The sequence below is a fragment of the Paraburkholderia sp. J69-1 genome (assembly GCF_905220255.1).
Lineage (GTDB): Bacteria > Pseudomonadota > Gammaproteobacteria > Burkholderiales > Burkholderiaceae > Paraburkholderia.
On sequence record NZ_CAJMZG010000012.1, the window covers coordinates 15,984 to 28,632 of the forward strand.

Below are 12,649 nucleotides of genomic sequence, written 5' to 3' on the forward strand. Positions count from 1 at the left end.
GAAAGCAAGCGATGTTTGGCGAGAAGTTTCGGGATCGGCAAAAGCCGATGGTGCTCGTGCTGGGACTCGGCGAATCGGGTCTCGCGATGGCGCGTTGGTGCGCGCGGCAAGGTTGCCGCCTGCGCATCGCCGACACGCGCGCGACGCCGCCGGGCCTCGCCGAACTCGCCACGCACGGCATCGATCCCGCGAACTTCATCGGCGGCGCGTTTTCGACGGCGCTGCTCGAAGGCGTCGAGATCGTTGCGATCAGCCCGGGTCTGTCGCCGCTGGCCGACGACCTCGTGCCGCTGATCGCTGCCGCGCGCGAGCAGGGCATCGAAGTCTGGGGCGAACTCGAACTGTTCGCGCAGGCGCTGCGCCATCTGGGCGAAAGCGGCTACGCGCCGAAGGTGCTGGCGATCACCGGCACCAACGGCAAGACCACCACCACGAGCCTGACCGGCAAGCTCTGCGAGCGCGCGGGCAAGACCGTGGCGGTGGCCGGCAACATCAGCCCGGCGATGCTCGACAAGCTCGCCGAAGCGATCGACAACACCGCGCTGCCCGACGTCTGGGTGCTCGAACTGTCGAGCTTCCAGCTGGAAACGGCGCACAGCTTCGCGCCCGACGCGGCGACGGTGCTCAACATCACCCAGGATCACCTCGACTGGCACGGCGGGCTCGACGCCTACGCGGCCGCCAAGGGGCGCATCTTCGGCGCGCAGACCGTGCGCGTGCTCAACCGCGACGACGCGCGCGTGATGTCGCTCGCGCGCGTGCAGGACAGTGGCGATGCGCGTGTCGTGACCTTCGGCGTGAACGAGCCGCAACGTGACGGCGACTTCGGCCTCTCGCGCGACAACGGTATGCAGTGGCTGGTGCAGGCGCACGACCGCGACGTCATCGACGAGCCGGTGTCCGCGCGCCGCCGCAAGCAACTCGACGCCGCGCCGGTGAACCTCGCCATGAAGCGTCTGATGCCGGTAGACGCGCTGCGCATTCGCGGCCTGCACAACGCCGCCAACGCGCTGGCCGCGTTCGCGCTCGCACGCGCAATCGATCTCGCGCCCGCCGCGCTGCTGCACGGCCTGCGCGAATATCGCGGCGAGCCGCATCGCGTCGAACTGATCGCATCGATCGAAGGCATCGATTTCGTGGACGACAGCAAGGGCACCAATGTCGGCGCTACGGTTGCCGCGCTCGACGGCCTCGCGCAGCGCGCGGTGCTGATCGCGGGCGGCGACGGCAAGGGCCAGGACTTCGATCCGCTGGCCGCGCCGGTGGCGCGCTGGTGCCGCGCGGTCATGCTGATCGGCCGCGACGCACCGAAGATTCGCGCCGCGCTGGAAAGCACCGGCATCACGCTCGCCGATCACGCCACGCTTGAAGAAGCCACGCGCGCGGCCACCGCGCTCGCCGAACCCGGCGACGTCGTGCTGCTTTCGCCGGCCTGCGCGAGCTTCGACATGTTCAAGGGCTACGCCCACCGCGCCGCCGTGTTCAGCGACACGGTGCAAGCCATCGCCGCAGAACGGGGGACGACGATATGAGCTGGTCCGAACGATTCGGCGCGCGCCTGTCGCGCGAAGCGAGCGGCGGGTCTGCCGATCACAGCACTTCGCTGGGTTCGTCCAGCGCACGTGCGGGCGGCATTTCGAGCGCGGTCAACGGCGTGCGTCCGGCGCGCTCGCGCATGCTCGACTACGACTACTCGCTGTTGTGGGCGGTGATCGCCTTGCTGGGCCTGGGCGTGGTGATGGTCTATTCGGCCTCGATCGCCATGCCCGATTCGCCCAAGTACGCGGCGTACCGCGACTGGGCGTTTCTCGCGCGCCATCTGGTGTCGCTCGTGGTGGCCGCGGTCGCCGCGCTGGTGGCGTTCCGCATCCCGGTTTCGGTGTGGGAGCGCTACGCGCCGAAGATTTTCCTGATCGCATTGGCGATGCTGGTGGTCGTGCTGATTCCGCACATCGGCAAGGGCGTGAACGGCGCACGGCGCTGGATTCCGCTTGGCATCACGAATATGCAGCCGTCGGAAATCATGAAGCTCGCCGTGACGATCTACGCGGCGAACTACACGGTGCGCAAGCAGGAATACATGCACAGCTTCGCCAAGGGCTTCCTGCCGATGGCGTTTGCGGTGGGCGTGGTGGGTGCGCTGCTGCTGCTCGAACCCGATATGGGCGCGTTCATGGTGATCGCCGCGATCGCGATGGGCGTGCTGTTCCTCGGCGGCGTGAACGGCAAGCTGTTCGGCGGTCTCGTGGCCACGGCCGTGGGCACTTTCACGCTGCTGGTGTGGGCGTCGCCGTGGCGTCGCGAGCGGATCTTCGCGTACCTCGATCCGTGGGACGACCGCTACGCGCAGGGCAAGGCTTATCAGCTTACGCACTCGCTGATCGCCTTCGGGCGCGGCGAGTGGTTTGGCGTGGGCCTGGGCGGCAGCGTCGAAAAGCTCAACTATCTGCCCGAAGCGCACACCGACTTCATCCTGGCCGTGATCGGCGAGGAACTGGGTTTTGTCGGCGTGATGATCGTGATCCTGCTGTTCTACTGGATCGTGCGCCGCTCGTTCGAGATCGGCCGTCAGGCGCTCGCGCTCGACCGCACTTTTGCGGGTCTCGTTGCGAAGGGGCTGGGCGTGTGGTTCGGCGCGCAGGCCTTCATCAACATGGGCGTGAACCTCGGCCTGTTGCCGACCAAGGGCCTGACGCTGCCGCTCGTGAGCTACGGCGGTTCGGGCATTTTGCTGAACTGTATTGCGGTGGCCCTGCTGTTGAGAGTCGATTACGAGAACCGGGTTTTGATGCGCGGGGGCAAGGTATGAGCGCCCAGCAACCGCGCACGCTGATGGTGATGGCCGGCGGCACCGGGGGACACGTGTTCCCGGGCCTCGCGGTCGCGCATCGCATGCAGGAGTGGGGCTGGCGCGTGGTGTGGCTCGGCAATCCTGCGGGCATGGAAGCGACGCTGGTGCCGAAACACGGCATCGCGATGGAATATGTGCGTTTTGGCGGTGTTCGCGGCAAAGGCCTCAAGACCAAGCTGATGCTGCCCGTTAACCTCCTTCGCGCGTGCACGCAAAGTCTTGCGGCGCTGCGCCGCGTGAAGCCCGATGTGGTGCTCGGCATGGGCGGCTACATCACGTTCCCGGCCGGTGTGATGAGCGCGATCTCGGGTCGCCCGCTGGTGCTGCACGAACAGAATTCGATCGCGGGTCTGGCGAACAAGGTGCTCGCGAAACTCGCGAAGCGCGTGCTCGTGGCGTTCCCGGGCGCGCTGCCGCATGGCGAGTGGACCGGCAACCCGATCCGTGCCGAACTCGAACACGTCGTCCAGCCGAAGGATCGCTACGCGCAGCGCAGCGGTCCGTTGCGCGTGCTGGTCGTCGGCGGCAGCCTGGGCGCCGCGGCGCTCAATGAAGTCGTGCCGCGCGCGCTGTCGATGCTGGCGCCGGGCGAGCGTCCGCTGGTGGTGCATCAGGCGGGCGCGAAGCATATCGACGCCTTGCGTCAGAACTATCTCGACGCCGGTATCGGGCAGGGAGAAGGCGCTGGTGAAGCGGCCCAACTCGTGCCCTTCATCGACGATATGGCGAGCGCCTACGAAAACGCAGATCTGGTGATCTGCCGCTCGGGCGCGATGACGGTGGCCGAAGTCGCGGCCGTGGGCGTGGCGGCGCTGTTCGTGCCGTTTCCCTACGCCGTGGACGACCACCAGACCACCAACGCGGCGTTCCTCGCGCAAGAGGGCGCGGCGCGCGTGGTGCAGCAACGCGAGCTGTCGGCCGAGACGCTCGCCGACTGGCTCAAGCAACAAACCCGGCAATCGCTGGCAGAAATGGCAGAGCGCGCTCGCGCGCTCGCAAAACCCGACGCCGCCGATCAGGTCGCGCGCATCTGCGCGGCCGTGGCAGGCGTAGCAGCGGGAGGAAAGCAATGAAACACATCGTCAAACATATCCATTTCGTCGGCATCGGCGGCGCGGGCATGAGCGGCATCGCCGAAGTGCTCGTCAATCTCGGTTATCACGTGAGCGGCTCGGACCTCGCGAAGAACGCGGTCACCGACCGCCTCGCCGCGCTCGGCGCGCGCATCGCGATCGGCCATGCCGAAGAGAACATCGAAGGCGCGAACGCCGTGGTCGTGTCCACGGCCGTGCGCAGCGACAACCCCGAAGTGCTGGCCGCGCGCCATCGCCGTATTCCCATCGTGCCGCGCGCCGTGATGCTCGCGGAACTGATGCGTCTGAAGCAGGGCATCGCCATCGCGGGTACGCACGGCAAGACCACCACCACGTCGCTGGTGGCGAGCGTGCTGGCGGCGGGCGGGCTCGATCCGACCTTCGTGATCGGCGGGCGTCTGATCAGCGCGGGCGCGAACGCGCGTCTGGGCACGGGCGACTTCATCGTCGCGGAAGCCGACGAATCGGACGCCTCGTTCCTGAATCTCTTCCCGGTGATCGAAGTCATCACGAACATCGACGCCGATCACATGGACACCTACGGGCACGATTTTGCGCGCCTGAAGCAGGCGTTCATCGAATTCACGCATCGTCTGCCGTTCTATGGCATCGCGGTGCTGTGCGTCGACGATCCGAACGTGAAGGAAATCCTGCCGTTCGTGTCGAAGCCGATCATCCGTTACGGCTTCGCGCCCGACGCGCAGGTGCGCGCCGTGAACGTCGTCGCACGCGACGGAAAAATGTATTTCACAGTGATGCGCGAAGATGCACCGGCGCTCGATATCGTGCTGAACCTGCCGGGCGATCACAACGTACAGAACGCGCTCGCAGCGATCGCGATCGCGACCGAACTCGAAGTGAAGGACGAGGATATCCAGCGCGCGCTGGCCGAATTCAACGGCGTGGGCCGTCGATTCCAGCGTTACGGTGAAATTCCGGTCAACGGCGGCGGCACTTACACGTTGATCGACGATTACGGTCATCATCCGGTCGAAATGGCGGCGACGATCGCCGCCGCGCGCGGTGCATTCCCGGGCCGCCGTCTCGTGCTGGCGTTCCAGCCGCACCGTTACACGCGCACGCGCGACTGCTTCGAAGATTTCGTGCGCGTGCTGTCGACGACCGATGCGCTCGTGCTGACCGATGTGTACTCGGCCGGCGAAGCGCCGATCGTCGCGGCGGACGGCCGAGCTCTTGCGCGCGCAATTCGCGTGGCGGGCAAGGTCGAGCCGGTGTTTATCGAGACAGTGGATGAGATGCCGGACGCGCTGGCCGCGGTGGTCCGCGACGGCGATGTGGTGATTACGATGGGCGCGGGTTCGATCGGCGGTGTGCCGGGCCGGATCTCGCAACAGGAACAGAAGGCGTGAGTGACATGAGCAGCATCGATCCGAAATTCGATCCGAAGCAGTTTGGCAAGGTAGCGGTCCTGCTGGGCGGTGTGTCCGCCGAGCGCGCGGTCTCGCTCAAGTCCGGCTCGCTCGTTCTGCAGGCGCTGCAAAGCGCGGGCATCGACGCACATGCGTTCGATCCGTCCGAGCGGCCGCTGTCGGCGCTCAAGGACGAAGGCTTCGTGCGCGCGTTCAACGCGCTGCATGGCGGCTATGGCGAGAACGGCCAGATCCAGGGCGCGCTCGACTTTTACGGCATCCGTTACACGGGCACGGGCGTGCTCGGTTCGGCGCTCGGTCTCGACAAATTCCGCAGCAAGCTGGTGTGGCAGCAACTGGGCATTCCGACGCCGCCGTTCGTGGCCGTGCTGCGCGGCGACGATTTCGCTGCCGCGGCGCCTGGCATCATCGCGAAGCTCGGTCTGCCGATCTTCGTGAAGCCCGCGAGCGAAGGTTCGAGCGTGGCCGTCATCAAGGTCAAGACCGAAGCCGAACTCGTGCCGGCGCTCGAAGAAGCCGCGAAGCACGACAAGATCGTGCTGGCGGAAAAGAGCATCGAAGGCGGCGGCGAATACACGGCTTGCGTAGCGGGCGACCTCGATCTGCCGATCATCAAGATCGTGCCGGCGGGCGAGTTCTACGACTACGACGCGAAGTACATCCTCGACACGACGCAGTATCTGATTCCCTGCGGTGTCGCGCCGGAGAAGGAAGCCGAACTGAAGAAGCTGGCGCGCCGCGCGTTCGACGTGCTCGGCTGCACCGACTGGGGCCGCGCCGATTTCATGATGGACGGCGCGGGCAATCCGTACTTCCTGGAAGTGAATACGGCGCCTGGCATGACCGATCACTCGCTGCCGCCGAAGGCTGCGCGTGCGGTGGGCATCGAGTATCGCGATCTCGTGGTGCGCGTGCTTGCGCTCACGCTGAAGGACTGAAGCCGCAACTGAAGTCGCAACTGCAGCAGAAACCGACCGAACCGTAAGACGACTCGCCGTAAAGATTGAATCGACGAACCCGACATGTGGAATAACGTACGCCAGCTCAACCTCGCCGCCAACGTGTTGCACGTGCTGCTCGTGCTCGCGCTTCTGGTGGCCGGCTGCTACTGGCTCGTGCAGCGCCCGAATTTCGCGCTGCGCGAGATCCGCATCGAAGGCGATACCGAGCACATCAACGCGCCGACCGTCCGCGCGAGTGTGGTCGGCCGTCTGAAGGGCAACTTCTTCACCGTCGATCTCGATACGGCGCGCGCCGCGTTCGAGCAGATGCCGTGGGTGCGCCATGCGAGCGTGCGCCGCGTCTGGCCGAATGCGCTGGCGGTGTCGCTCGAAGAGTACAAGCCGCTCGGCACGTGGGGCAGCGATCAGCTGGTCAGCACCGACGGCGAGCTGTTCACGGCGAACCAGGGCGAGCTCGACGACGATCTGCCCGCGTTCGATGGCCCGGACGGCACGGCGCCCGAAGTGGTCGCGCGTTATCGCGACTTCGTGAAGTGGTTCGCGCCGCTCGGTCTGGAGCCGGACGAAGTGACGCTCACGCCGCGCTACGCGTGGACGGTGAAACTCTCGAACGGCATGCAGGTGGAACTTGGCCGCGAGCGCAACGCGGATACGCTCGCGGAACGCTCGCATCGCCTCATCGCCGCGTGGTCGGCGCTCACGCAACGTTGGGGGAAAGACATCGAATATGCGGATCTGCGCTATCCGAACGGTTTTGCGATTCGGGCGGCGGGCATGCGCTTCATTAGCGATACGCCCGGCCCGGGCAAGAAGTAACAGCACATCACACGCAACGAGCACGATATGAGTAAAGACTATAAAGATCTGCTGGTCAGCCTCGACATCGGGACGTCGAAGGTGGTGGCCGTCGTCGCCGAAATGAAAAGCGATGGCCACTACGAGGTGATCGGCCTCGGCCAGGCCGAATCGAAAGGTCTCAAGAAGGGCGTGGTGGTGAACATCGAGGCCACGGTGCAGTCTATCCAGCGTGCGCTCGAAGAAGCGGAACTGATGGCCGACTGCAAGATCACTAATGTGTTCACCGGCATCGCAGGCAGCCATATCCGCAGCTTCAACTCGAGCGGCATGGTCGCCATCAAGGAGAAAGAAGTCACGCAGACGGACGTTGCGCGCGTGATCGAAACGGCCAAGGCGATCAACATCCCGACCGACCAGCAGGTGCTGCATATCCTCACGCAGGAATTCATCATCGACGGTCAGGAAGATGTGCGCGAGCCGATCGGCATGAGCGGCATCCGCCTCGAAGTGAAGGTGCATATCGTCACCGGCGCGGTGAGCGCGGCGCAGAACATCGTCAAGTGTGTGCGTCGCTGCGGCCTCGAAGTGAACGATCTGATCCTGCAACCGCTGGCTTCGTCGCTGGCGGTGCTCACCGACGACGAGAAGGAACTCGGCGTGGTGCTGGTGGATGTGGGCGGCGGCACGACCGACATCGCGATCTTCAGCGAAGGCGCGATCCGTCACACGGCCGTGATTCCTATCGCGGGCGACCAGGTGACGAGCGATATCGCCATGGCGCTGCGCACGCCCACGCCGGACGCCGAAGACATCAAGGTGAGCTACGGCATCGCCAAGCAGGCGCTGGCCGATCCGGACGAAATGATCGAAGTGCCGGGGCTGGGCGAGCGCGGTCCGCGCACGCTATCGCGCCAGGCGCTCGCCGCGGTGATCGAGCCGCGCGTGGAAGAGTTGTTCTCGCTCGTGCAGCAGGTGGTGCGCGAGTCGGGCTATGAGGAATTGCTCAGTTCGGGCGTCGTGCTGACCGGCGGCGCCGCGATGATGCCGGGCATGGTCGAGCTGGGCGAAGACATCTTCCTCAAGCCGGTGCGCATTGGCGTGCCGGAGTACGCGGGCGGTCTCGCCGACGTCGTGCGCAATCCGCGCTATTCGACGGCGATGGGCCTGCTCGTGGAGGGCCGCGCGCAGCGTATGCGCGGTCGCAAGGTTGCGGTGCAGTCGGGGTCGATGGGGCAGGTCTTCACGCGCATGAAGGACTGGTTTCTCGGCAACTTCTGATGCGGTGATCTGCGCAGGCTGAACGCGCAGACCCGAACTTAAAAAAGACGCACAAGTAGACGTAAGAGCGGACGCAAAAGGCTCAACGCAGGGACCGAAGAAGCGCTGGTGACGGCGGCTGGCGCGCAGGGAAGGGTTGCCCGACTCTCCCCTGAATAACGCCGAGGAGCGGAAATCTTTTTCTTGACGGAGGCAACATGGAATTCCAGATGTTGGAAACGGAAACCAACGGCACCATCATCAAGGTGGTGGGCGTAGGTGGCGCTGGCGGCAATGCCGTGCAGCACATGATCAATCGCGGCGTGCAAGGCGTCGATTTCATCGTGATGAACACGGATGCGCAGGCGCTTTCGCGTTCGCGCGCACCGGCCGTGATCCAGCTCGGCAACACGGGTCTGGGCGCTGGCGCGAAGCCGGAAATGGGCCGCGCGGCGGCTGAAGAAGCGCGCGAGCGCATCGCCGACTCGCTGCTTGGCGCGCATATGGTGTTCATCACCGCCGGTATGGGCGGCGGCACGGGCACGGGTGCAGCACCGGTGGTCGCGCAGATCGCCAAGGAAATGGGCATTCTCACCGTTGGCGTGGTGAGCAAGCCGTTCGAATTCGAAGGTGGCAAGCGCATGCGCGTGGCGGAAGCCGGCTCGCAGCAACTGGAGGATCACGTCGACTCGCTGATCGTCGTTCTGAACGACAAGCTGTTCGACGTGATGGGCGATGACGCCGAGATGGACAAGTGCTTCCAGTGCGCGGACGACGTTCTGAACAACGCCGTCGCAGGCATCGCCGAAATCATCAATGTCGACGGTCTGGTGAACGTCGACTTTGAAGACGTGAAGACGGTGATGGGCGAGCAGGGCAAGGCGATGATGGGCACGGCAACGGTTGCCGGCGTCGATCGCGCACGTCTGGCAGCCGAGCAGGCGGTCGCGAGCCCGCTGCTCGAAGGCGTCGATCTGTCGGGCGCGCGTGGCGTGCTGGTCAACATCACGTCGAGCCGTTCGCTGCGTCTGTCGGAAACGCGTGAAGTCATGAACACGATCAAGAGCTACGCGGCGGAAGACGCCACGGTGATCTTCGGTGCCGTGTACGACGACGCGATGGGCGACGCACTGCGCGTGACGGTGGTGGCAACGGGTCTGGGCCGCGCGGCAGCAACGCGCCAACAGGCTGCACCGATGACGCTGCTGCGCACGGGTACGGACAACCATCCGGTTGCAGCGGCTCAGACGTACGCACCGCAACACGCACAGACCGCCGACTACGGCGCGCTCGACACGCCGGCAGTCTGGCGCACGTCGCGCGACACCGCGGCTTCGCACGTGCAGGCGCTGCAGGAAAAGGGCGTCGATACGTACGACATCCCGGCGTTCCTGCGCAAGCAGGCCGACTAAGGCCGGCCAGGCGAACTGCGCGGCGAGCGAGTTCTGGCTGCGGCGCCGGGCACGGTGGTTCAGTGCCCGCCCGCGGACGGAGCGTTCGGCATGACGTTGCGATGATGACGAAGAGAACCCGCAAGGCCGCATCCGCGAGGATGCCCGGCGCGGATGCGTGCCCGCTGCGTTTCGATGCGCGGCACGGCATATGCGCCGCAGCCAGGGCGCGGTTTTCGGCGCAATATTGCGCGTTATGACGGGCGCGGACGCTACGCGCATCGATGTGAAGGACGAGTGATGATCAAACTGGGTGAAACGCTGCCCGACGCCACGCTCTTCGAATTTGTCGAAGACGAGCGCGCGGGCTGCACGCTGGGGCCAAACAGCTTCAGCGTGCGCGAGCAAACGGCGGGCAAACGCGTGGTGATCTTCGGATTGCCGGGCGCGTTCACGCCCACGTGCTCCGCGAAACACGTACCGGGTTATGTCGAGCAGTACGAAGCGCTGCGCGCGGCGGGCATCGACGAAATCTGGTGCGTGTCCGTCAACGACGCGTTTGTGATGGGCGCGTGGGGGCGAGATCAGCGGACCTCGGGCAAGGTACGCATGATGGCCGACGGCAGTGCGGCGTTCACCCGTGCACTCGGTCTGGAGCAGGATTTGTCGGCGCGTGGCATGGGCATCCGGTCCCAGCGCTACGCCATGGTGATCGACGACAGCGTGGTCAAGACGCTGAACCTCGAAGCACCGGGCAAATTCGAAGTCAGCGATGCAGCGAGCATACTCGCCGCGTTGAGCCCGACCTGAGCCGATGCTTTGGCCGCGTTCCCGTTGCCGCAGCGCAACGGAGCGTCGGACAAATCATCGGGCAAATGTGACGGGCTATTACTACCTGCCGTACGGGCCGCTGGCCGGGAACGCCTCCGTTCCGACCAGCGGCCCGTCGTCCATCCCCTGGAGGTAACGTGGGGAAACAGATTGTCACGCCCCGGACGACGACGGACTTGCCATACTTGGAGTATAATTCGCCCTATGAGTTAAAAAATCCCGATTGGGATTTTCAATGAGCAGAACACTATGTTGAAGCAGCGAACCATCAAATCGATCGTGAAAACGGTTGGCATCGGCCTGCACTCGGGTCGCAAGGTCAATCTGACGCTACGCCCGGCGGCGCCGGACACGGGCATCGTGTTTTCGCGCGTGGATTTGCCGACTCCGGTGGATATTCCCGCGTCGGCGATGGCGATTGGCGATACCCGCCTCGCTTCGGTGCTGCAGAAGGACGGCGCGCGCGTCTCGACCATCGAGCATCTGATGTCCGCGTGCGCAGGTCTGGGCATCGACAACCTCTATATCGACGTCACGGCGGAAGAGATTCCGATCATGGACGGCAGCGCATCGTCGTTCGTGTTCCTGATCCAGTCGGCCGGTATCGAAGAGCAGAACGCGCCGAAGAAGTTCATCAAGGTGAAGAAGACCGTGGAAGTGCGCGAAGGCGACAAATTCGCGCGTCTCGATCCGTTCTTCGGCTTCAAGCTCAAGTTCACCATCGATTTCCGTCACCCGGCCGTGGACAAGACCGGTCAGGCGCTCGAAGTCGACTTCGCGAATACTTCGTACGTGCGTGAAATCGCCCGTGCACGCACCTTCGGCTTCGCTCATGAAGTGGAAATGATGCGCGAGCTGGGTCTGGCGCGCGGCGGCAGCATGGACAACGCGATCGTGCTGGACGAGTACCGCATTCTGAACAACGACGGCCTGCGTTACGACGACGAATTCGTGAAGCACAAGATGCTCGACGCGATCGGCGATCTTTACGTGGTCGGCCATCCGCTGCTGGCTTCGTACGACGCCTATAAGTCGGGCCACGGTCTGAACAACGCGCTGCTGCGCGAGTTGCTGGCGCACGAAGACGCGTATGAAATCGTGACCTTCGACGACACGCAAAAGGCGCCGCGCGGCTTCGGTTACGAGGCGCAGACGGCGTTTGCCTGATCGGCATCAAGTCGCGGCATCAAGATCGCGACGGCAATGCTCCGATCAAACGAAAAAGGGTGGCTTCATGCCACCCTTTTTTATTTTGCGTCGCATGCCGTTTTAGCGTCGCTTCAAATGCCGCGCCGCCATTTTCGCGAGCGCTTCCTGCAGCGGCGAAGGCGGCAGGCTTTCGCTCAAACTCGCCAGCGCCTCGGCGCCCACTGGCGTCATGCGCGCCTGTTTGGGCTGCGGCGGCTCCTTCACGGCCTGCGGGCGCACGCGAATGCGCACACTCGTGAGCGCCCAGCCGCGCGCCTGCAATTCGGTGACGAGGCGCGGTTCCAGGTGCCGCAGCCGCGCAGCGAGCGCGTTATGTGCGGCAAAAAGCGCCAGCGTCCCATCCTTGATGAAGCCCGGTTCCACGCTGGCCGCCAGATAGTCGGGCAGCAGCGCGTTCAGGTCGCGCTGGATCGCCGCGATCTGCTCGACGCCCGCGCGCAGCGGCGCGAAGGCGTCGGTGCGGCTGAGGACTTCGGCGACCGGCTGCGGCGAGCGCGGCGCGCGGCCCGGCGCGCGCGAATTGCGCTGCGCACGCGGCGCGGCGGTGGCGCCCGGCCTTGAAATCGGCGAAAAACGGCTCATGTGGCGAGAAGAGGAGCAAACAGGGCCCGCGCGGGTTGCGCGGCGATGTCGTCATTGTAGCTTGCGCCATTTGCGCCCATGTTTGCCCCGATGTTTGTGTTCACGTTGCTTCTCTTGCGGCGTCGCAGCTTGCTGATTGCGTCGCCGCAGTGCGTCCTGCGCCGCTCCGCCCGAAAAGCGGCAATGGCAACGGCTCGCGAGGCGCGTCAGCGCGGGCTTTTGGCACGACATCCGACGCAGCTCCCATCATGGCTCTGACACGGGCGCTGCCTGGGGTGCGTGC

The 12,649-nt window shown here is 65.1% G+C and carries 11 protein-coding genes; 10 read left to right on the forward strand and 1 reads right to left on the reverse strand.

From position 1 onward, the window contains the following. The first annotated feature begins 11 nt into the window (after positions 1–11). From murD to lpxC, 10 genes are all read left to right on the forward strand, one after another. Positions 12–1,532: a UDP-N-acetylmuramoyl-L-alanine--D-glutamate ligase gene (gene murD / locus U5A67_RS22070; RefSeq protein ID WP_321816187.1), complete on the forward strand. Its 1,521-nt coding sequence runs from the start codon at positions 12–14 to the stop codon at positions 1,530–1,532. After that, positions 1,529–2,809, forward strand: coding sequence for a putative lipid II flippase FtsW (ftsW, locus tag U5A67_RS22075; protein ID WP_321816188.1), 1,281 nt, complete (start codon positions 1,529–1,531; stop codon positions 2,807–2,809). The genes murD and ftsW overlap by 4 nt, the downstream gene beginning before the upstream one ends. Next, positions 2,806–3,924 carry an undecaprenyldiphospho-muramoylpentapeptide beta-N-acetylglucosaminyltransferase gene (gene murG, locus U5A67_RS22080; protein ID WP_205983443.1) on the forward strand — a complete coding sequence of 373 codons (1,119 nt, stop codon included), beginning with the start codon at positions 2,806–2,808 and terminating at the stop codon, positions 3,922–3,924. Before ftsW ends, murG begins: the two co-directional genes overlap by 4 nt. Beyond that, positions 3,921–5,315: a UDP-N-acetylmuramate--L-alanine ligase gene (gene murC / locus U5A67_RS22085; RefSeq protein WP_321816189.1), complete on the forward strand. Its 1,395-nt coding sequence runs from the start codon at positions 3,921–3,923 to the stop codon at positions 5,313–5,315. The genes murG and murC overlap by 4 nt, the downstream gene beginning before the upstream one ends. A 5-nt stretch (positions 5,316–5,320) precedes the next feature. Beyond that, the gene (locus tag U5A67_RS22090) at positions 5,321–6,274 is read left to right on the forward strand and encodes a D-alanine--D-alanine ligase (protein ID WP_321816190.1); all 954 of its coding nucleotides are present in this window, start codon (positions 5,321–5,323) and stop codon (positions 6,272–6,274) included. 84 nt (positions 6,275–6,358) lie between these two features. After that, on the forward strand, positions 6,359–7,114 hold the full coding sequence (locus U5A67_RS22095) for a cell division protein FtsQ/DivIB (RefSeq protein WP_205983440.1): 756 nt from the start codon (positions 6,359–6,361) through the stop codon (positions 7,112–7,114). A 27-nt stretch (positions 7,115–7,141) separates the two neighbouring features. After that, on the forward strand, positions 7,142–8,374 hold the full coding sequence (gene ftsA / locus U5A67_RS22100; RefSeq protein ID WP_027817993.1) for a cell division protein FtsA: 1,233 nt from the start codon (positions 7,142–7,144) through the stop codon (positions 8,372–8,374). Between the two features lie 197 nt (positions 8,375–8,571). Further along, entirely contained in the window at positions 8,572–9,765 is a 1,194-nt protein-coding gene (gene ftsZ, locus U5A67_RS22105) for a cell division protein FtsZ (RefSeq protein WP_205983439.1), read from the forward strand. Between the two features lie 279 nt (positions 9,766–10,044). After that, the gene (locus U5A67_RS22110) at positions 10,045–10,554 is read left to right on the forward strand and encodes a peroxiredoxin (RefSeq protein WP_205983438.1); all 510 of its coding nucleotides are present in this window, start codon (positions 10,045–10,047) and stop codon (positions 10,552–10,554) included. Between the two features lie 270 nt (positions 10,555–10,824). Beyond that, complete coding sequence (gene lpxC / locus U5A67_RS22115; protein WP_205983437.1) at positions 10,825–11,742, forward strand: UDP-3-O-acyl-N-acetylglucosamine deacetylase; 918 nt, start codon at positions 10,825–10,827, stop codon at positions 11,740–11,742. 102 nt (positions 11,743–11,844) lie between these two features. Here lpxC and U5A67_RS22120 read toward each other — a convergent pair whose 3' ends face one another. Next, positions 11,845–12,366 carry a DUF721 domain-containing protein gene (locus U5A67_RS22120; protein ID WP_205983436.1) on the reverse strand — a complete coding sequence of 174 codons (522 nt, stop codon included), beginning with the start codon at positions 12,364–12,366 and terminating at the stop codon, positions 11,845–11,847. Between the last annotated feature and the right edge of the window lie 283 nt (positions 12,367–12,649).